The 21,561-nt window shown below is 39.8% G+C and carries 18 protein-coding genes; 9 read left to right on the top strand and 9 right to left on the bottom strand.

The genetic code is table 11. The annotated features are described in order from the left end of the window. Positions 1-84 precede the first annotated feature (84 nt). Both BP621_RS02635 and BP621_RS02630 read right to left on the bottom strand, forming a co-directional pair. A complete protein-coding gene (locus tag BP621_RS02635; protein ID WP_292387807.1) occupies positions 85-288 on the bottom strand; it encodes a DUF2795 domain-containing protein in 204 nt (67 codons plus the stop codon). A 206-nt stretch (positions 289-494) separates the two neighbouring features. Further along, a complete protein-coding gene (locus BP621_RS02630; protein WP_292387806.1) occupies positions 495-1,610 on the bottom strand; it encodes a pentapeptide repeat-containing protein in 1,116 nt (371 codons plus the stop codon). 298 nt (positions 1,611-1,908) lie between these two features. Between BP621_RS02630 and BP621_RS02625 the strand changes: the two genes are divergently transcribed. The 4 genes from BP621_RS02625 to BP621_RS02610 all read left to right on the top strand — a co-directional run bounded on the left by BP621_RS02625 (position 1,909) and on the right by BP621_RS02610 (position 7,048). Continuing rightward, the gene (locus BP621_RS02625) at positions 1,909-2,031 is read left to right on the top strand and encodes a hypothetical protein (RefSeq protein ID WP_292387805.1); all 123 of its coding nucleotides are present in this window, start codon (positions 1,909-1,911) and stop codon (positions 2,029-2,031) included. 170 nt (positions 2,032-2,201) lie between these two features. Further along, on the top strand, positions 2,202-4,730 hold the full coding sequence (gene mgtA / locus BP621_RS02620) for a magnesium-translocating P-type ATPase (protein WP_292387804.1): 2,529 nt from the start codon (positions 2,202-2,204) through the stop codon (positions 4,728-4,730). Between the two features lie 835 nt (positions 4,731-5,565). Continuing rightward, positions 5,566-5,847 carry a pentapeptide repeat-containing protein gene (locus BP621_RS02615; protein ID WP_292387855.1) on the top strand — a complete coding sequence of 94 codons (282 nt, stop codon included), beginning with the start codon at positions 5,566-5,568 and terminating at the stop codon, positions 5,845-5,847. Between the two features lie 805 nt (positions 5,848-6,652). After that, positions 6,653-7,048: a DUF3147 family protein gene (locus tag BP621_RS02610; protein ID WP_292387803.1), complete on the top strand. Its 396-nt coding sequence runs from the start codon at positions 6,653-6,655 to the stop codon at positions 7,046-7,048. 147 nt (positions 7,049-7,195) lie between these two features. Here BP621_RS02610 and BP621_RS02605 read toward each other — a convergent pair whose 3' ends face one another. The 4 genes from BP621_RS02605 to BP621_RS02590 all read right to left on the bottom strand — a co-directional run bounded on the left by BP621_RS02605 (position 7,196) and on the right by BP621_RS02590 (position 11,352). Next, positions 7,196-7,357, bottom strand: coding sequence for a hypothetical protein (locus BP621_RS02605; RefSeq protein WP_292387802.1), 162 nt, complete (start codon positions 7,355-7,357; stop codon positions 7,196-7,198). A gap of 763 nt (positions 7,358-8,120) precedes the next feature. Further along, positions 8,121-10,211, bottom strand: a complete 2,091-nt coding sequence (locus BP621_RS02600) for a B12-binding domain-containing radical SAM protein (protein ID WP_292387801.1) — start codon at positions 10,209-10,211, stop codon at positions 8,121-8,123. Between the two features lie 203 nt (positions 10,212-10,414). Next, positions 10,415-10,858, bottom strand: a complete 444-nt coding sequence (locus BP621_RS02595) for a hypothetical protein (RefSeq protein WP_292387800.1) — start codon at positions 10,856-10,858, stop codon at positions 10,415-10,417. A gap of 347 nt (positions 10,859-11,205) precedes the next feature. After that, positions 11,206-11,352 (bottom strand): hypothetical protein, encoded by a 147-nt coding sequence (locus BP621_RS02590; RefSeq protein ID WP_292387799.1) that lies wholly within the window; start codon positions 11,350-11,352, stop codon positions 11,206-11,208. Positions 11,353-11,510: 158 nt separating this feature from the next. On the opposite strand from BP621_RS02590, the gene BP621_RS02585 reads away from it, so the two are divergent. The 4 genes from BP621_RS02585 (at position 11,511) to lon (ending at position 15,683) form a co-directional block, all read left to right on the top strand. Beyond that, complete coding sequence (locus BP621_RS02585; RefSeq protein WP_292387798.1) at positions 11,511-12,062, top strand: GDYXXLXY domain-containing protein; 552 nt, start codon at positions 11,511-11,513, stop codon at positions 12,060-12,062. A gap of 157 nt (positions 12,063-12,219) precedes the next feature. After that, the gene (locus BP621_RS02580) at positions 12,220-12,543 is read left to right on the top strand and encodes a hypothetical protein (RefSeq protein WP_292387797.1); all 324 of its coding nucleotides are present in this window, start codon (positions 12,220-12,222) and stop codon (positions 12,541-12,543) included. A 179-nt stretch (positions 12,544-12,722) separates the two neighbouring features. After that, positions 12,723-13,223 (top strand): MarR family winged helix-turn-helix transcriptional regulator, encoded by a 501-nt coding sequence (locus tag BP621_RS02575; protein WP_292387796.1) that lies wholly within the window; start codon positions 12,723-12,725, stop codon positions 13,221-13,223. Between the two features lie 69 nt (positions 13,224-13,292). Further along, on the top strand, positions 13,293-15,683 hold the full coding sequence (gene lon / locus BP621_RS02570; protein ID WP_292387854.1) for an endopeptidase La: 2,391 nt from the start codon (positions 13,293-13,295) through the stop codon (positions 15,681-15,683). A 306-nt stretch (positions 15,684-15,989) separates the two neighbouring features. Here lon and BP621_RS02565 read toward each other — a convergent pair whose 3' ends face one another. Beyond that, on the bottom strand, positions 15,990-17,675 hold the full coding sequence (locus BP621_RS02565; protein ID WP_349682040.1) for an AarF/ABC1/UbiB kinase family protein: 1,686 nt from the start codon (positions 17,673-17,675) through the stop codon (positions 15,990-15,992). A 602-nt stretch (positions 17,676-18,277) separates the two neighbouring features. After that, positions 18,278-19,246, bottom strand: a complete 969-nt coding sequence (locus BP621_RS02560) for a hypothetical protein (RefSeq protein WP_292387795.1) — start codon at positions 19,244-19,246, stop codon at positions 18,278-18,280. A gap of 549 nt (positions 19,247-19,795) precedes the next feature. Between BP621_RS02560 and BP621_RS02555 the strand changes: the two genes are divergently transcribed. After that, the gene (locus BP621_RS02555; protein WP_292387794.1) at positions 19,796-20,464 is read left to right on the top strand and encodes a flavodoxin family protein; all 669 of its coding nucleotides are present in this window, start codon (positions 19,796-19,798) and stop codon (positions 20,462-20,464) included. 175 nt (positions 20,465-20,639) lie between these two features. On the opposite strand, the gene BP621_RS02550 is transcribed toward BP621_RS02555, so the two are convergent. Next, the coding region (locus BP621_RS02550; protein WP_292387793.1) for an MFS transporter at positions 20,640-21,561 on the bottom strand (922 nt) is incomplete at its 5' end.

Below are 21,561 nucleotides of genomic sequence, written 5' to 3'. Positions count from 1 at the left end.
CATTAATATGCTAGGAAGATATCTTCTGCTCTTCAAAATTTGAGGAAATGTAGATAGATCCTAATATTCACGGTTTTCAATAACTTATCCCCACAACCTGAATTTACCGTGAAATTCCTTGTTGACTTCGTCAGCGTTAGCGTATTCTTTGTCTGGGATATTCTCAAGAATCTGAATTATCTCACCACTGGTTCCATGCTTTTTGGCTTGTTGAACGATATCCTTTTTCATTAATGGATAGTTTAAATTTTTTAAGATATTCCGAACTTCAATAGAACTTGTTTCCATCTAGTTTTCCCCCTTATTTGGCTATGTTTTCCTCGAAATTCTCGCTAACATCATATACCAAGCTGATCCCAAAACTCAAAATTGCTTCTTTGAATTTGGTATTATGAATAAACCAGTAGAGCTTCTTAAACCAGTAGAGCTTCTAATCCTGATAAATGGTCCTGAAAACCCTACTGAATGAAAATAAAATTGGTTTTGGAATGAGCTCAATCAGATACTTTAAAAAGGATAGGGTACTTCTTTTTTAGGGTTATGAGAAGCTCGTTGTCTAATTTTGCATTATGAAGTGTTTTCACTGTAGAAAGCTGGTCAAGTGATAAATGCTGAGCTCCTTCAAGGTTAGCCCCTTCAAGGTTAGCTCCTTCAAGGTTAGCTCCTTTAAGGTTAGCCTCTTGAAAGTTAGCCCCTATAAGGTAAGTCCATTTAAGGTTAGCCCCTTCAAGATTAGCCCCTTGAAAGTTAGCCTCTATAAGGTAAGCCCCTTCAAGGTTAGCCTCTATAAGGTAAGCCTTTTCAAGTTTAGCCTTTTCAAGTTTAGCCTTTTCAAGTTTAGCTCCTCTAAGTTTAGCCCCTTCAAGATTAGCTCCTCTAAGTTTAGCCCCTTCAAGGTTAGCCTCTATAAGGTAAGCCCTTTCAAGTTTAGCTCCTTCAAGGTCGGCCCCTTCAAGGTTAGCTCCTTCAAGGTTAGCCTCTATAAGGTAAGCCCTTTCAAGTTTAGCCCTTTCAAGTTTAACTCCTCCAAGTTTAGCCCCTTGAAGGTTAGCCCCTTCAAGTTTAGCCTCTTGAAGGTCAGCTCCATAAAGGTTAGCTCCCTGAAGGTTAGCCCCTTGAAGGTCAGCTCCATAAAGGTCTGCTCCTTGAAGGTTAGCCCCTTGAAGATTAGCCAAATAAAGTTTAGCCAAATGAAGTCTAGCCAATTGAAGAGTAGCCTTTTCAATGTTAGCCTCTATAAGATTAGTCCCTTGAAGGTTAGCCTCTGTAAGATCAGCATAAAAAATATCAGCTCCTCGAAGGTTAGCCTCTTGAAGATTAGCTCCTCGAAAGTTAGCCTTTTCAAGTTTAGCTCTTTGAAGGTTAGCTCCTTGAAGGTTAGCCCCTATAAGGTCAGCTCCTTGAAGGTTAGCTCCTTGAAGGTTAGCTCTTCGAAGGTTAGCTCCTTGAAGATTAGTCCCTATAAGGTTAGCCCCTTGAAGGTTAGCCTCTTCAAGGTTAGCTCCTTGAAGGTTAGCTCCTTGAAGGTTAGCTCCTTGAAGGTTAGCCTCTATAAGGTCAGCTCCTTGAAGGTTAGCTCCTCGAAGGTCTTTTCTCTCTGGAATATCCATATACAATTATCGGCTTTGAACTAAAATAAGCATTACTATGCAATGAAAATATCTTCTGCTCTTCAAAATTTAGTTTTTAAAAATGATCTGTGTAGAAATCCTCTCTTAATTGGGGCATCGTCAGGTTAAATTTGAATCCAGAAACTCGATATATCCGATTTTTATGCCACGAATATCGAATACGAAGGAAGTAATCTAAGGATTGTGCTCTAAGGATTGTGCTTGAAGATAAAGATGCAAAATAAAACTCAAAGGACTCTCCATATAATCCTTTGGATCAAGGGAACTCAGGCGTATTATGCTTAATGGCAAAACCATAGTTGATGAAAACAGGATCTTTGACTGCCTTAAAATAATCGCCACTATATATGAAAAACTGGTAATGGAACACATTGAAAGGGATATACTGAAGGAGAAATAACCATCAAAATCAAAGAGCTCGAAGGGATCAGGACAGAAAAGTACCTTGAAAAGTTCAAAGTTTCTAGGATCTTTCAACCGTATGAAAGAAATTTGCCACAATCCTGATGTTTTTACGGAGGCCTAAGAAGAAAAAAACAGGTAAGTAGCAGGTAATAAGGAGATATCCCATTGACTAATAGTGATAAAAAGCTTGCATTCTGGAGTATTCCTGCATCCAAGGTGCTGCAAGAACTCCAAACGACAACAGAAGGTTTGAAAGGCTCTGAAAGCAGTGAACGCCTTAAAATATATGGGGCTAATATTCTAAAACCGAAGAAAAGGTCAGATGCCCTGAAAATCTTGCTTTCCCAATTCAAGAGCCCGGTTACTCTTCTCCTTCTTTTTGCAGCTGGACTGTCTTTCTTTCTCCAAGAATCTACAAACACTATAATTATTGTAACTATTATCGTGATCAGCAGTCTGCTGGGTTTCTGGCAAGAGAAGGGATCTGCAGATGCCTTTGAGAAACTGCTCAGCGCAGTACAGATAAGAGCAGCAGTGCTGAGGGACGGCAAGAAAACGGAAGTCCCTGTAGAAGAGATCGTGCCCGGGGATATAATAATTCTCAGCGCAGGAGACATGATTCCTGCAGACTGCTTGATTCTAGAATCAAATGACCTTTTTGTTAGCGAAGCTACTCTCACAGGAGAGAGTTATCCCGTAGAAAAATCAGTCGGTGCATTGAAAGCAGAAAGCCCTCTCGCGAAGCGTATAAATTCTCTCTGGATGGGAACCAGTGTGGTTAGCGGAAGCGGAAAAGCACTGGCAGTATTCACAGGAAAAGAAACCGAGTTTGGAAAAATTTCAGAGACTCTAAGACTCAGGCCTCCAAGAACTGAGTTTGAAGAGGGAGTTTCACGTTTTGGGTATTTCCTGATGGAAGTTACGATGCTGATGGTTGTAGCCATCTTCGCGATCAATGTATATCTCCAGCGTCCGGTACTTGACTCTTTTCTCTTCTCCCTTGCTCTTGCAGTCGGGCTGACTCCTCAGCTCCTTCCTGCAATCATAAGTGTTAACCTTTCCCATGGTGCACGAGAGATGGCGCAAAATAAGGTGATTGTCAAGAGACTAGCTTCAATCGAGAACCTTGGCAGTATGAGCCTGCTCTGCTCCGACAAGACCGGCACACTGACCGAAGGAGAGCTGCAACTTCACTCTTTTCAGGATCTCAAAGGAGATCAAAATGAAAAAGTTCTCCTTTATGCCAGCCTGAACGCCTATTACCAGAAAGGCTTTGAAAATCCAATCGATAGGGCAATTCTTTCACAAAATAAAGTCGATCTGGCTCAGTATGAAAAACTGGGCGAAATCCCTTATGATTTCATACGTAAACGGTTAAGCATCCTCGTATCAAAAAGCGGCACTAACCTGATGATTACTAAAGGTGCGCTCTCGAATATTCTTAATGTTTGCTCCCTAGCAGAAATCGAACCTGGGAAAACCGTAGAAATTTTGGAGATAAAAGAACAAATTGAGCAGCAATTTAAGGAGTTCAGCGAAAAAGGATTTAGAACCCTGGGAGTTGCATACAGGGAGATGGGGCAGCAGAAAACTATCAAAAAAGAACAGGAAACAGGGATGACTTTTCTAGGGTTTCTCTTCTTTTTTGACCCACCAAAGCCAGGTATCTCAAAGACCATACAAAGCATGGAACAGCTTGGGATTTCTCTAAAGATTATTACTGGAGACAACAAATTTGTGGCTGCCAGTATCAGTCGGGAGATCGGGCTTAAGAACTCCAAGGTTATAACCGGAAGCGAACTTGATAAGATGAGCAGTGAGGCCCTGATCGCGCAGGTAAATGATACTGATTTTTTTGCCGAGATAGAGCCAAACCAGAAAGAGCGTATCATCCTTGCACTCAAAAAAAGCGGAAAAGTCGTTGGCTATATGGGAGACGGCATTAACGATGCGTCTGCTCTTCACGCCGCAGATGTGGGAATCTCAGTTGACAGCGCTGCGGATGTTGCCAAAGATGCTGCAGATATCGTGCTGATGGAAAAAAGCCTGGATGCACTTGTTGAAGGGGTAAAAGGTGGAAGAAAAACCTTTGCCAATACCCTGAAGTATGTCTTTATGGCTACCAGTGCTAATTTCGGGAATATGTTCAGCATGGCAGGAGCATCACTTTTCCTGCCTTTCCTTCCACTGCTGCCCACGCAGATCCTGCTAACCAATTTATTGACTGACTTTCCAGAGATGACTATAGCCACTGATACTGTTGACAGGGAATTAGTTGAAAAGCCCCACCGCTGGGATATGGGTTTCATCCGCAAGTTTATGATAGTATTTGGCATTACCAGCTCTGTATTCGACTACCTTACCTTCGGCGTTTTGCTTCTCCTTCTTCCTGGAAGGATAGAAGAGTTCAGGACCGGCTGGTTTATAGAATCCGTTATTTCAGCATCCATGATAGTTCTGGTAATTCGAAGCAGAAAACCTTTCTTCAAGAGCAAACCCGGAAAATACCTGCTGGCAGCTACCCTGCTAATAGGAGGCATAACGCTTTGCCTACCACTGACTCCTTTGGGAGTCCCTTTTGGCTTCAAACCTCTCCCGATTTCCGTGATCTTAATACTTGGAATCATAGTAGGACTGTATATCCTTACGGCGGAGATAATAAAGAACATTTTTTACAAAAGAGTAAAATTTTGAGTTCAGGTCGTCTCAAAACTAATTCGAATTATACAATCTAGTAATTGACAATATTCGATAGCATTTACGCGGTTGAACTAAGAAATCAATAAACTTTAAATCTCAAACTGTTTAAAGCACAATTTAAATCTCAAAGTCGATTGTGCTTGATTTCGTACCTCTAGTGCCTAAGTAATATTGGATACATTGTACTTATTTTGGGGAGTATGGATTTGATGAATTAGGGCTTACGCGGTTGAACTGAGAAATCAATAACATTAAACCTCCAACTGTTTAAAACATTAGATCAGTCACAACGCCTAATGTACTTGATTTTGGACTTCAAGTGCGTATAGTCCTAGTCTTTTCTCAGTAGAAATTGCAGTCTTTCCTACTGAGAAATTCGGATGTATTTTTTGTTAATTCAAGGTTTGAAATATTTTTCCTTTTCTTGCATTTCTAGTTCCTTTTGTTTCTTCAACAGTTCTCTTAATGTAGGTGGAACTGGGCACATACTCGCAAGTTTTTTGTTATCCATAATGTATATAGGCTTTTTTTCTATTTTTACCCTTGTTAGAGATGCTTATTTTCTTTGATAGTCTACTTTCCTTCTGAGTGAGGGCAGTGTGCCTTATATTCTGCAAAATAGAGATGTCAGAAATAACTGAGAAGAAAATACCATACTGAAGGATCCATGCAGGATAGCAACGTCATAGGGTAAAACGTAGCTGTCATTTTTGCAGTTCTTATAGGCCCAGATTATAAATAGACACAATTTTTTAAACTAAATCCTGAAGAGCAGAAGATATTTTCATTGCATAGTAATACTTATTTTAGTTCAAAGCCGACATTGTATATGGATGCTCCAGAGAGAAAAGACTTTCAAGGAGCTGACCTTATAGAGGCTGACCTTAAGATGGCTAATCTTGAAAGAGCTAACCTTAAAATGGCTAAACTTGAAGGGACTAACCTTCAAGGAGCTAATCTTGAAAGGGCTGACTTTAAAGGAGCTCAGCATTTATCACTTGACCAGCTTTCAAAAGTGAAAACACTACTTTATGATACAAAATTAGACGAAGAGTTCCACATACCATTAAAAAAGAAGTATCCTGCCCGTTTTGAAAAACCTGATGAATAACCGGATATTACAAAAATTTTCATCATTGTTTTTTATTTTCTCTATTCTCCGGAAACAGCTTAATGTTTAGCCTGCTATTCTCTAGATCAAAGTTTGCAAAAACCTTTTGCTTGTACATGTTCTCGTTTAGCTTCTCGATCTGGCCATTACCGAATTAAAAAGCCTTCAGGTTATTTCATTTATTCTTAGCTCAAGCAGAAAAATTCAGCGATGTAAAATTTCTTGAAGCCTTCAGGAAAGTCAAAGCCGTATAGCTTTGATGACTCTAATTATCCTACTGAATAAGTAGCATAGGTATTATCTGCGCTGCCTGTCAAAAGCCACCTTCTTAATTAAAAGTATTTAACCTGACTTTGTAATAGGACCAAGAAAACAGTATGTTGCGGATAAGTTAGTTGAAAAACATCACTCGGATAAAGATGGACCATCAAAAAAGAGATACAGTAAAAAACATTATGACATTTATAAGAGCTTGTTGGAAGCAGATAAACTTTATCTACAGGATAACGAGTCGCTTTTCGGCCATCTTTTCATCTCACTTTTGTCTCTTTATGGATACGCAAAAATTCAAAACTATATAAGAAAGGCTGATTTAACAAGTAAATATTCTCCATGAGACCTTATAGAGCAATTCCGCAAAGTCTACATGCTGGATTTAGATTGCCAGATGATTTTAACGGAAGTACCCAAGAAGATTGATGAAATAGAAAAGAAGTTAAACTTGAACTTATTCCCTAAATGAGCAGAGTTAAGGTTCAAATAGTTTAGTAATCCTTTTAGAAAAATTGCAATAAGGAGTTATATCATGAAATTAGATTTCAAAGACCTTGCTCTAAGGTTCGTCTTTGGGGGAACCGCTGTTGCTGCCTGTTATATTATGTTGCAGATAATTCCTTCAAAATCTTTTGCAGGAGTTTTTGCAGCTTTTCCAGCTGTTATGGCAGCTGCCGTGATAATGGCAGGATATTTCGGAACTTCAGAGCAGGCTTCTGACATTGCTCTCGGAGCCAGCGCAGGGATGATAGGCTGCACTATATGCGTGCTCACTGATGCCTTCTGCATGGAGCACTTTAATAGATGGGGCCTTTCAATTATTATTGCCCTTATAATCTGGTTTTTCAGTTCATATTTCGCAACCAGGCTGATTCAGGGTTTCCTTGAAAAAATGAAAGAAAAAAGACAGCAAAAAACACATTATTGAAATTTTGAGATTCCAGAAAAAGCCCTGAACAGGGAACCTCTCTGGACTTGTCTTTACTATATCCTTTTCCGGACTTTCCTGAGTTTTGTACTCCTCAGAAATATTCCGGAATCTCCTCTCCTGTATTTGTTACGTTATTTGCCTGGCTTATTGTTTTAATTTCATCGGTTCTCCGCAGCACGTTACGTTGCCAGTACAGCAGGCATCAGTAGAGCAGGATACATCCCCACACTCCTTTACTACCTGAAGTTCAAAACCACATGCTTCACAACGAAGAGTCTGACCCATTTTCAAATCTCCACAGTTCATTTTCATATCACCTCAATATAATATCCTTGATATGAAAAGTATGTAATTTAGGTTCAAACTGCTTTTGAAACAATGATTCTGAACATTAGCCTGTGAGAAGTTGGAATTAAGAAGTGCAAGAAGAAGTAGATTTCAGGCTCTCTTTTTCTCCGTATCGAACTTTGCTCAAATAACACCAAAACTAATTTGAATACATTTGGAAATCATTCGAGTACATTTGAAACTGCTGTATCTGACCCTTGTCGATTTTGGAAGAGCTTTCACCCATTTCATAATCGCAGGCATTGAAAGAATTGAGTGTTAACAGTAATCTAGTGTCTCGTCAATCCTCAAAAATTTAACGATGATGAATAATTGCAATTGGAATAATTGCAATTGATTTTATACGACATTTTGCTGTTTATGCGACACTAGGTTTCTGACGCGCAGGTTTTAGCAAAAGCTCTGCATTTTGTGGCACATGGCCCAGACTTCCACCTGGTTTTATCAGAAAACCCGGTGAAATGCAGAGCTTTTTGCTACAAAACCTCCTGCGGTTCTGGTGCAAAAATAATATTTCCGCAGTTTGATATTATAATTATTCCCTTCGTGTATCATTTTCTTGATGCTGAGAGTAATTAACTTTTCTAATTGTAAAGGCTTACATTATTTTGTAACAAAGGCAGATTTTTTGCACCAGAATCTAATAATAGTAACTTTGCAGTACATGACAGCAAATTACCCTTAAATAACGGATGACAAATGCTGGGCTTTGCCTTGGGCTTCAGACCTGATTTTTAAAATCTACCAAAATTGGTTGAGATGAAACTTCAATCAGTCCTTGCTTTAAAAGTTGACTTAATCCATAATAGCACACTTTCTCAGATGCAATCCCATCCACCTGTGCTTTTAGCAAGGAAGATTTAGAAACAATGTCGCTAACAGTACGGCTCCCATCACACACATTTAAAAGTTCTTCTGAGATAGGACTCAAAATTCGCACAGATATTTCTCTCCGTTCCCTGTTTGCCTCTCTGAAGGCGATCGTAACGTTATTATCAGAAATTTGGTTGAGGTTCTTTTTATCTCTCAGACATTGAATAAGTTCTTTATAATCAAAATTTAGTCGAGTTATATGCAAATCTTTGGGTTTATATGGAAAAGAAGTTGAATTGAAAACTACAAGTTTCTTGTGTGATTCAATTGCAAGTTCGCCCTCATGGGTTAAAAAAAGATTTTCGATCTCAATAATCGAAGAGATTACTTTTTTTGCTTTCGCCATCTCATTATAGTAGTAAGTCAGAACAAACTCAAAGAAGTCTTCAACGAATTTTCTACGACTATAATATGGTACTTCATTAGCATTTAAATTTAAGTTATCTATGAGCTTGCTAGTTCTCCATATTCTCCATCTATCAAAAACATTTAGTATATCTCCACTGTCCTGTAAAAGTGCAACCGGTAGCCATCGGAACCAGGTTTGTATGGCAGTAACGAAATCTTGAACCTCTTTGAAGTATAGTCGGTCTATATGAGACGTTGGAATCGAATAGAAATCTGGGAAGACTTCCGGATTAGCTTTGATCATTTCAATATCATCTGGGTTCTGTTTCCAGCCTTGATAAGATATGTCGGAATAAATATAATCTAGTAGTAATTTATCCTTATATATGGAATGGAGTTGTGTTCCTGCAAGCGGAGCTAAAAGTTTAAGTTGGGGCTCAACATTGTTGAAACGTAATAAATCCACTAAAAAATTAACTGTACTTCTTAAATCATCCTTTGTCTCTTCCGGAAAAGCAGTGATCAGAGATACAGTTGTATTAATTCCATGCTGATCAGTACACTTAATCCGCATAATAGCATCAGAAAGATTTAGTTTCTTATTAATCATTTGTTGTAAACGAGCTGAGCCTGTCTCAACACCGAAAAAAATCCCTTGACACCCAGCTTTTTTCATAAGAGAAATAAGTTCGTCATCAGTTTGATCTGTACGGGCGCTGCAAGTCCAAAAAAAATCCTCTCCACAGTTAATTATAGCTTCACAGAATTCGACGACCTTCTTACGATTTGCCGCAAAATTGTCATGAGTAAAGGTTATATTATTAATTCCATATTTATCTTTGATAAATTTCATTTGTTCAATTATTTTCTGGGGAGATTTGAGACGAAATTTTCGATTAAAGAACTCACTTGTTGAACAGAATGTGCAATTAAATGGACAGCCACGGCCAACTTCCAGAGAAATACTTTTGTACTCATTTATACTTGGATCAAGAAAATAAGCAGGTAAAGGTAGACGATCGAGGTCAAGTATAGGTTGGGCATTGGGATTACGGATTACGTCAACACCTTTTCTAAACGTAATTCCCGGAACTTTTTCCAACTGTATTGAAAAATCTGTACTTGAGAGAGCTTCAAGCAAAAGAGGAAATGTATCCTCTGCCTCCCCTCTCACTACAAAATCAATGAAAGGAAAAGCCTTCATCGTTGGGATGTCTACGACGGAAGCTTGCGGACCACCCAAAATTATTTTAACAGCAGGATTAAATTTTTTGATTTCACGTGCAATCCTAAGAGTTAAAGGATACGAACTGCAAATTGTGCTAAGCCCAAGAATCTCGAAGGACAATGATTTAATATGCTCGACTATAAATGTCAAGAGATCAGATGGCTTTTCATCTTCATTGCACTTAAGGAAATCAATAAATAATTTATTAAGGTTAACCACCTGCGGAGTAATTCCCTTTTCACATAAAACAGCGGCGAGGCTCAGGATTCCTAGCGGTGGGGAAGTTACTTGGTCCGAGGCTAGAGTCAATTCCGGATCACCAAAATCGCTCATCGTCAGAGCATTTACAAAACATACGTTCATTATACCATCCTTCTTTCAGAAAGTTAATGCCTGTAAAGATTTCCTAATCGAATCTGCAGGCTTTTGAAAAATTTAACTCTCAGCAAACACTCATTATTGGAACCTATTTTGACTTTAGATCCTTTATGTTGCCATGTTTTGTGTATTATTCTTGCGAGCCAACTTCATTTATATCTGGTTGTAATGGTATTGTTTCCTTCTTTTCAGCTAATTGATTTCGTTTGCACGCCACGCATAACGTCAATGATTTCATTTTTAGTCGCAGCAGCGATTTTCTTAATCTCCTCTTCTGAAAATTCTATATCTGTAGGAATTTCTATTCTGATCTCACGTACGTTTTCTCTTGGAATCTGTATGCTAGCTTCTTCGTTTATTGCTCTAGGAGTCTGTACTCTAGTTTCTTCTTCTATTGTTATGGGAATCTTTATGCTAGCACATGCTTGGTTTATTGCTCTAGGAGTCTGTACTCTAGTCTCTTCTTCTATTGTTCTGGGAATCTGTATGCTAGCACATGCTTGGTTTATTGCTTTAGGAGTCTGTACTCTAGTCTCTTCTTCTATTGTTCTAGGAATCTGTATTCTAGCTGCTTCGTTTATTGCTTTAGGAGTCTGTACTCTAGTTTCTTCGCTTTCTCTTGTTTCTTGCATCCTTTACCACCCCAAAAAAGCTTCATGTTTTTGCCAAGGAATAACAATAGATCTATGCATCGTTGGCTTGAATTAACAACATAGTAACTCTAAATGTCACATCTATTTTAAAATATAAAGCTTTTTTTATAAAAAGCGAATTTACTTGGATAGTTTTGAGGCTTCTATTGCAAAAATTCATACTGTGTATGTAAAAATTCAGTTGCAAAGCAAAGAACTTAAAAGAGAAGAATATTCCTCAGATAATATCCAAATTTAGACAGCTATTCCGAATAACTTGTTTATAAAATCGACTTCATAAAGAACACATCGATTTAGAGCATCAGCCTGTTCTTTTTTAACTATATTCATATCTTGAATTCCTTTATCCCTCTTTCTGCCAAAATTTCCTTTAAATTTACATAAATACTGCAATGTTCTGGTTTATACCGTTGATTTTTGCAAGATATTTTGATTTTTTTCTGGGAACTTCTTCCAAGGTCATTCTTTTTCATGCTCGGGGGACTTGCCCTGTTAACTATAAGTATAATACTGGAAAGAAAAAGAAGAGAATTAAAAGCTCAGTTTGCCGGAGTGAAACGATGAAAAGCTGCAGTTTGAGAGCCAGAAGCTGTGGAACTATGAACCTTCCAGGAGCAGGGAGGGACTGCGAATGAAACAGAAGAAAATCCTTTACATTACCGTGGTTTTCTGGCTCCTGATTTTTTCAGGCTTTATTGCCTATAAGGAATATACCCTCAGGACCGGCACTGAGGTTATGCTCAAAACCCTGCCAGTAGACCCAAGAGACCTTTTCAGGGGAGACTATGTGACCCTTAATTACGAAATCAGTACCCTGGATATGGAAAAACTTCAGGCTGAGGATTCTTACTTTTATAACGAAGAGCCAGTATATCTGGCACTGGAACTGAAAAATGGGTACGGAGTACCTAAAAAAATATACGCGACTCCACCAAAAGATGAGCTTTACATCAAAGGTAAGATAAACGATATCATATATGGGGAAAACGAAGAAGTGACCATTCAGGAACTCAGGGTAAATTACGGTATTGAAAATTATTTTGTTCCCGAAGGCAGGGGGATGGAGATAGAAGAGGTGGGGCAGAAAGGGATAAAAGAAGTTGATGCAAAAGTTATCATTGACAAATATGGAAATGCCATAATTAAAAGTTTATTGATTGACGAAAAAGAGATTGAGTTTTAAGCGCAACCTTTCCGGCGGAAAGCTTGACCAAAGGCCCTGAGCGGCGTGGTCACACCTCTTTTTAAAAAGGCTTGCGGTCAAACCTTCTTAATAATATTTAAGTTATTAATAAAACCATAAACGTTTATATAATCATACTTGACTATTTAAAATTAAGTTGGCGTATGCGGCCAGCGAGGAGAGCGAGAACATAGCCGAGAATGTAAATGTTAAGAGAGTTTCGAGAAACGCATTTAGACAAGCCATTGAAGACAAGCAGGTCGAAGGATGGAAACTTAAAACCGAATCTGATAATGTAGCGATCATGGAAAAGGCAGGAGGCTGGGGAGGAGCAGGCACTCATATCTTAGTTGCCCTTTTTACGGCCTGGTGGACTTTTTTCATAGGTAACCTAATTTATGCCCTTTATGTTCATTTCAGAGATAAGGCAGAACTCCAGATAAAAACCGAGGACCAGGCCGAACCGGCCCAGGCACTTTAATTTTTTTTAAAAACGCAGGTTTTTTTTGAAAAGGTTTGATCGAAGAACCCCTTGCAGCGGCGTGGTCACAAGCCTTTTCAAAAAAGGCTTGAGCGAAAACGAAGCGTTACAGCAGTGTCGGCGTGATCAACCGGCGCAACGGTTGTGGCTCAACGCTTGCGTTCAAGTAGTGGAATTTTATGCAGGACCCTGGACCAAGAGTGGAGATGGCCGAAAAGTATATAATTAGGAAAAGCCAAACTAACAGAAAGGATCGAGATATGATGGAGAAAAAAGAGCATTTGTTCATAGTTTTTGAAAACCTTATCAAAATCAAAAGCGGATGCTCATGTCAGATCTTTTCCGAATGCGGGTTATCTGATATTACTCTCAAGCAGATCGGATACCTGAAGACTATTGATGAATGCGGGGAAGTAACATTTAGCAAGCTTGCTAAAATCACCAGCAACTCAAAGCCTACCATCACCGAGATGATTAATAAATTTGTCAAAATGGAATGTGTGTACAGGGAGAAATCCCAGGATGATGGTAGAATTTTTTACATACATCTGACAGAAAAAGGGCAGATGATAGCCCGTGCTGAGAAGAATGCTTTATTGCAGGTTATTGAAAAGATAGCGAATTCACTGGATGAAAAAGAGTTGGACACGCTTATCGAAATATTGGGAAAGATAAGATAATTTTTTGTTCGCAAAAATAGTTAGGTTAATTTAAACTAAGTACTCGAGATGATGATTGAGACGATGACAATGTATTCACAACAAGCTGATGATAACAGAGAGAAACTGGTAATACCCCTTTTTGAGATAGTGGTTTACCCTGGAAGCCGGACAAAACTCATGGCTGACAAAGTTACCGGCGAGACACTATTTAATGAAATGAAAAACTCCGAGTTCATTAATGCTATCGGGCTAACGGTAAAGAGCGGTATAAAAGCTTCAGACCTATCCGAAGAGAGTCTGTATAAAATCGGAAACTTGCTTAAAATTACATATGTACAGCCGGCTGATGACGGATATCTCGTTGTCGCAAAGGCTATCGAAAGGGTAGAGGCAGTTTCTCTCTATCGGAAGAATGGGCTGTTCTACACAATTTACAAGCCTGTCCACGATCTGCCGGATTTCGATGAGGACGATGAGGCCGAATTGATGGCGAATATAAAGAAGACTATTCACGAGATCAGCAACAGGTTCCAGGGCTCCGAACAGTTTACCCGGTCAATTGACAAGATGGATTCCATTGACCAGATAATGGGATTTGCCATGCCGTATATACCCGTAAAACTTGCCGAAAAGCAGAGACTCCTTGAGCTCGCCTCGGTTCGTGAGAGGTATCTTCTGTTCTTCCATATCCTGACAAAGCATAAAGAAAACATCAATCTCCAGATTGAAATGGCAAAAAAAGTCACTGACAAAATAAGCAAGTCGAATAGAGAGGCAATGCTCCGTGAGCAACTGAAGGTGATTCAGGAAGAGCTCAATGAAGGGGATGACTCGGCTTCGGGCGACGCTGCTTACAGGGAGAAAATTGAAAACTCAACTATGCCTGATGAGATAAAAAAGAAGGCATTTTCCGAATTGAAGAAACTCGAAACCGGAGGCAGTCACAATCCTGAAGCTCATGTTATAAGGAATTATCTTGACCTCCTGCTCGACCTTCCCTGGATAACCGAAGAGAAAAAGAGCATTGACATTTCCGAAGCTCGTCGGGTGCTTGAGAGCAACCACAACGGACTTGAAAAGGTCAAGGAGAGAATAATCCAGCATCTGGCAGTTATGAAATTAAAACATGAGAAGCAGGGCTCAATTCTGCTCCTGACAGGGCCACCCGGAACCGGTAAAACGAGCCTTGGAAAAAGCATTGCCGATGCTCTGGGCAGAAAATATGTTCGGGTCAGCCTTGGAGGCGTCAAAGACGAAGCTGAAATCCGGGGACATCGGAGAACCTACATCGGCGCCCTGCCCGGAAGGATTATTCAGGGCATGAGAAAAGCAGGCACGAAAAATCCTGTATTTATTCTTGATGAGGTCGATAAGCTTTCAGCTTCCTACTCTGGAGACCCGGCAAGTGCCCTCCTGGAAGTTCTTGACCCTGAACAGAATAGCACGTTCTCAGACCACTATCTGGAAATTCCATATGACCTGTCTGATGTCCTGTTCATAGCCACTGCCAACTCCCTGGCAAGTATACCCTGGCCGCTTCTTGACAGGATGGAAACGATTGAGATCTCAGGTTACACAAAGAATGAAAAACTTGCAATTGCAAAAGATCACTTGCTGCCCTGCATACTGGAAGACCACGGCCTTGATGCGGATAAACTTAAAATTGAGGACGAAGCCCTGAAAGTAATCATCGATAAATACACCCGCGAAGCCGGAGTCAGGGGGCTTAAAAAGCAGCTTGCTAAAACTGCAAGGTTTGTGTCAGAGAAAATCGTGTCAGGCAAGGCAGACCTTCCTTACGTGGTCAGGGCGGATATGCTCAAAGAGATTCTCGGTAAAGAGATAATCCGGCAGGAAGAGGCTAGAAAAGAGAATGTACCTGGTGTGGTTACAGGACTTGCATGGACACCTGTAGGAGGAGATATTCTCTTCATAGAAGGTACGTTTATGCCAGGCAGTGGAAAACTTACGCTTACAGGTCAGCTTGGGGATGTGATGAAAGAGTCTGCCAAGATATCCTTGAGCCTTGTCAGGTCACGGCTTGCAAATACTGCAAACAGCTTTGACTTCACTTCAAGCGATATTCATATCCACGTGCCCTCAGGTGCAACCCCTAAAGATGGCCCGTCCGCAGGCGTAACCCTCTTTACGGCCCTTACGTCCCTGATAACCGGAAAAGCTGTTGACCCCAAACTCGCCATGACAGGTGAAATAACGTTGAGCGGGGCAGTACTACCCGTTGGAGGCATAAAAGAGAAAATCCTGGCAGCTCACAGAGCAGGCATAAAGAAGGTAATCCTGCCAAAAGAAAACGAAAGAGACCTTGAAGATGTGCCTGAAGATGCCAGAAATGAGCTTCAGTTCGTGCCTGTAGAGACCATTGAAGAAGTCTTGAGAGAAGCTCTGGATATCGACCTGCCCAGACCGGTAGTATCGTCGTATCCGGGAAACAGTTATGCACCGATGCACAACATCTAAACAGACTGGTTACATTACAAGTTCATTAAGAGTACCAGGGCAGATTATGGTCTTTCCAGAGCCATAACCTGCCCTGGTTTCTTATTTTTTACGCAAATTGAGTTCAAAGACCCAAAATGAATTGACTCGACTTATTTTTCTGACCTTATTTTTCAGAACTTGTTTTTTAGGATTAATTTTTTTAAATTTACCTTTTAGATTTTGTTTCAGAACTTACTTTTCAATACTTCATTTAGATCTTTTTTCCAGACATTATTCTTCAGGATTTTTTAAACTAAATTTTTCAACAAATACACACTTGGGAAGTTATATCCGGCCTGTCCTGAAAATATTGAAGACAAGCCATAGCCCAAAGAGGCTGGCGAGAAAGAAACTGAAAATGCCAAGAAAAGGTACACCCCACAAGAAAGGTTTCATATCTGTCTGGATGACCATAGAAGAAGCAATAATCATGGCAGAGATTATCATACTAAAAGAGAGACGATTACTGGCAACGTTGATCTCGGATATTAGCCGACTACCTTCCTCCGATTCAAACTTTATTCTTAAATAACCATTTTCGGCATGATCAAGGATATGTGAGATTTTAGTCGGAGCTTTCTGGAAAAGACGAGACCAGCTTGAGATATTGCTGTAAGTTCTGCGGGCCAGATTTTGTGGATGATAACGTTCCTTTATTTCTTTTTTCGCATAAGGTTCGATAAGCTCAGTTATATTGAAGTTAGGATTAATTATCAGTCCAAATCCTTCAACTACTACCATACCTCTTACTAATAAGGCTATATTATGTGGTATTATTACCTGATGCTCTCTTAAAATACTTATAAACTCTTCGATTATTACAGAAGCATCAAGATTTTTCTGAGCCCTACCGTAGTATTTAGAGAGAAAATATTCAATGTCCACTTTCAAGGATCTTGTATCTGCATGATAATCTATACAACCCATATCCCTGGATAACTCTACTAAGAGCGAACTATCCCCGTTAACTAACGCCGTCAGTCCATCCAAAAACAAATCGCACATTTCTGAGGAGAGATGGCCCGTCATCCCAAAATCAAGAAATACTACAGTTCCGTCTTTCATAATCAGGATATTTCCTGGATGCAGGTCTGCATGGAAAAAACCATCATTAAATACCTGCTGCATGAAAGCTTCCCCCACGACAAGAGCGATTTTGCTTCTGTCTAACCCTTGCTGATCCAGTAAATCCGCGTGACTAGCTTTTATACCTTCAATATATTCCAGGGTCAGTACGCGTTTGTTTGTGTAATCCCAATAAACTTTTGGAATGCGAATTTGCTTGTTATTCCTAAAATTGTATGCAAAACGATCTGTGTTCCACCCTTCCTGAGTATAATCTATTTCTTCAAGCATACTGCGAGAGAACTCATCAACAATTTCAATTGGCCTGTACAGTCTTGCCTCAGGTATATGTTCCTCAATAAGCCTAGCTATACTGTACATAATATCCAGATCGGATTCGATTACTTCTTTTATACCAGGACGCTGGACCTTCACGACAACTTCATCGCCATTTTTTATCTTTGCCCGATGCACCTGTCCGATAGACGCACAGGCAAGTGGTTTTCTATCGAAGTGATCGAACAATTCCTCGATGGAATGACCGAGTTCTTCTCTTATAATTAGCTCAACTTCTTCAAACTCAAAAGAGGGTGCATCATCCTGAAGTTTTGCAAATTCGTTAGCATATTCTAAAGGAATAAGGTCATGCCTCATGCTCAGTAATTGACCTAACTTAATGTAGGTCGGACCCAGTTCTTCAAGTATCTTACGTGCTCTAACAGACCCTGGAGTACTGAGCCTGTTCACCTGATCTTTATTCTTAAACTTATAGGTCAAGTCCCTTATACTGCCCAAACCTATCTTATCAACAATATATCCAAACCCATATTTCTGGAGAACCTCAATTATTTGGCCATATCTTTTTAACATGGAATAACGATGAAGTCTTTTACGTATCATAGTCATTAGCCTGGAGCTTTTATGGGGGATACTTTGTTCTTTTTCATGATAAGTTAAGAGAACATGTTATATATATTTAGTTAGTCCTGTTTACGAATTTCTCAAATATCTATACCTTATCGGATAGATGCAATAACATAATATCTAAAAATAAATTCGTCAGCCTGTCTGTTGGTCCTTCCCAAAAAGCTGAAATAAGTTGAAGAAACTAAATAAAGTTGAAGTAAATAAAAGTAAACTGAATAAAGTTGAAGTAAATAAAAGTAAAATGAATAAAGTTGAAATAAATAAAAGTAAAATGAATGAAAAGTAGAAGAAACTTGAAAATATGATAGAACAAAAGTAAATGATCTGCCTGCTCTTTTCTTTTTTGTTTCCCCGTGAAAAGGCCGCTCTCCTTCGTCGAGCGTATAAGAATGGTTCAGTATGGTGAATGCCATTTCAGGATCTAGATATACTGTAATTTTTCTTCATTCAGTCTTCTTGAGCGAAGTGAGATGAATCGGATTCTGTTGCGGTTATATTGTAAATTTCTAAAAATTTATAATTCCTTGTGATCTCGAAACGCAGCTTGGGGAACAAAGAAATTACTTAAGTGTTGTTATATTTTACCATACCCTTGAAGAGCTGTGAAAAAATTCAAAGCTGTCCACCGCTTCAGGAGAAAGTCCCATTTCTTTAAACATCTCCCTGAAAAACGCCCGGTATTTTTCTTCAGGTATCGATTCTCCGCTGCTTCCGGGATGCATTATGATTTCGAGCCTGACTTTTCCTGAGGCATCGAGTTCAACTATGTACCTGTTTCCTATGTACTTGTTCTCTTTATCATAATTTACTACCTCTGCCTCCGGGACAAAACACCTTACAGAACCCATCCTGTTTCCGTCCTTTATAAAGACTTCTTCCATGCCTGAACCTCTTGTGGAGTATGTATAAATACCTGAACTGGGTCCATAGCTGGAATTATCACTGTTTTCCAAAAAATAGGCATATACAGCTGGGAAATTTGGAGACTCGTTTACCTGTATTTCGGCGTCCCAAGTCTGGTTTTGTGCTGCTTTTTTCAGAGTATCAAGATACTTTTCAGAAGCTTTTTCATCCGGTCCGAAAAGGAGCTCCAGTTTTTCAAGCATCCAGGAGTCATCAGGAAATTCCGATAGCTGTAAGGGGGAATCAGGATCAGAGTGGCTGAAGTTCGAGACGGCAATACAGGTTCCAATCCCTGCCTCAGTTCTGTTTTCACATATAAATATTATAAGCTCGGAGTTTTCGTTATAATTAAGCCTTATATCCTGCACAAGAGCATCACTTCCGAAGCTTTTCCGGAGCTCCGGAACATCCCCGGGCTCAAAGCCCGAAAAGTTTTCGGGCCAGGGCCAGGAACCTTCCACTTCATAGCCGGCTTTCTCCGCTTTCGTAAGTACGGAATTGTAATCAAAAGGCCCAATATCAACTTCTTCGGAGTAATACCAGGAACTGTCAATAAAAGGCATAAGTAAGAAAGGGCCAAGCAAATACAGTACAAAAAGAAGAGGAAGGAGCAATAATAACATCAGTATGGCTTGTTGCTTGTTCATGAAACCTCAAACTCTGCGAAAAGCATCAGTAGACTGGAAGGCTGTTAGTACTCCTTAGATGTCGAATCTTAAAAATACTGGAATTGATAATTCGGAGTTTTTCACAATATTAGATGAGATAGGTCAACTTACTGAATAATTTGTATATCTGTATCATGGCTTATAAAATTACTTATAACCAGAGAAAACGCAGGCTAGTAGACCAAAACATTTAGCTCGGAAACTTTCCCTGGGCTCAACAGCCTGACCATTAATGCTCTCTTCCTCCGCAGCTTTCTGTTGAAGTTCTCTACCTCGACTTCTGAGAAAAACTTACTAAAAACGGTTCTTTTTTCCAGGTTTTTCTGTGTCTGGCTATTGAGAGGATACTGTAGTAATCTGTAAAGTAGTGAAACCTATAACTTTATCAAAGTTATCAGATAAACGCCCATGATCTCAATAATCTTTAACATAGTGAAACCTATAACCATACCGATCGTATAGAGAAAACTAAGGTACCTATATTGCGAATATAATTGTAAAAAAAGTTGAAAACACGGGGTAAAAGTCATGAAAGTGATAGCGATAAACGGAAGTCCTCGAAAGAAATGGAACACAGCCACCCTGCTGGAAAAAGTTCTTGAAGGTGCAACTTCAGAGGGCGCAGGAACCGAATTAATCCATCTCTATGATCTCAACTTTAAAGGCTGCACAAGTTGTTTTGCCTGCAAATTAAAGGGTGGAAAAAGCTATGGAAAGTGTGCAGTGAAGGATGAGCTGACACCTGTGCTGGAGAAGTTAGTAGATGCTGATGCAGTTATACTCGGATCTCCAATTTACCTTGGGAATTCTACAGGAGAAATGCGGTCTTTTATGGAGCGCTATATATTCCCATATATAACCTACTCTATTGATACACAGACATTCTATCCCAGAAATATTCCTATTGGTTTTATCTACACTATGAACATCACTGAGGACCTTTTTGAGCTGGTTGGGATTAATAAGCTTATTGAGTCAAATGAATGGGTTGCAACAAGGATATTCGGGTATTCAGAATCATTATGCAGCACCGACACATACCAGTTTGATGATTATTCAAAATATGTTTCTTCTATCTTCAATCCTCAGGAAAAGGCAAAAAGGCGAAAAGAAGTGTTTCCGCAGGACTGCCAGAAAGCTTTTGAGATGGGAGTCAGATTCGTAAAGCGGCAAAAAGCTCTGGAGGCACAGAAGTAATACTGTGTGTGCCAGATCTCAAAAAGGAGTAATCAAAGTAACTTTCTTTTGTGGGCAACAAAGTCAATTCAAGATCTATACCTCATCAGACAGGCGCGACAATATAATGTCTAAAAGTGAACCCGCCAGCTTATATGGCGGCGCCTTCTATAAGAATTCTAAGACATTATACGGTTTAAGCGATGCCCTTTACACCTCTTTTCTGTAGAATAGTCCACGCTGCAAGCACCAGAGCTCCACAACCAACAGCAATGGCTCCGAGTACAGGAATCTTGTCTGCCCATTCAAAGGAGATGAACCACATGCCTACAGCTCCAAGCATGAAATAGCTGAAAATCAGTAGGGAAGAAGCTGAACCTGTGTCCCCGTTGACCTGTTCTAACACAAGATTGTTACTCGGAGGCCGGCTCAAGCCCAGGGAAAAACTAACCATACACATAGACAGAGCAAAGCTGTAGGGACCATGATGTCCTGTGAAGAGAAGTAAAACCCCACCCAGGAAAATTCCAGCAAATCCAATAGTCATCAGGTACTTAGAACTGATTCTTCTTGTCAGCTGAAGGCAGAAGAAAGAACCAATCATAATGGCAAGGGCGTTGGAAGCAAAGAAGTAGCTGTATTTCTGCTCGCTTAAGCCAAATTCGTTAATATAAATGGCAGAAGAGCTTGCAATGAAACCGTACAGGGGAAGCAGGCTTATTGACATGAGAAGGACCATAACAATGTAGGAATGGTTGAGCAGCAGCCTGCCGTATATATGCATGACTTGAGATAGGGGAGCTTCAGATACCTCTTGCAGTGTTTCCGGAAAATAAAGGATCCCACATACTGCAACTATTCCCATAAATGCCTCCAGGAAGAAGATCCAACGCCAGGAAAAATCCGAAATGATCCAGCCACCAATGACTGGAGCAAGCATAGGGGCTAGGGCCATAATAACAGCTATGTATGCAAGAATCTTTTCCCTCTCTGAACCTACAAATATATCTTTTGTCATTGCCATGGATATCGAGGAACCGGCAGCAGCTCCTGCAGCTTGTAGTATGCGAATACCTATAAGCATGGGTGCACTGGACACAAAAGCACCTAGCAGGCTT

This window comes from Methanosarcina sp. UBA5 (assembly GCF_002505485.1).
Lineage (GTDB): Archaea > Halobacteriota > Methanosarcinia > Methanosarcinales > Methanosarcinaceae > Methanosarcina.
The sequence above is the reverse complement of the archived record's forward strand: the minus strand, read 5'-3'. Positions and strand labels throughout refer to the sequence as shown.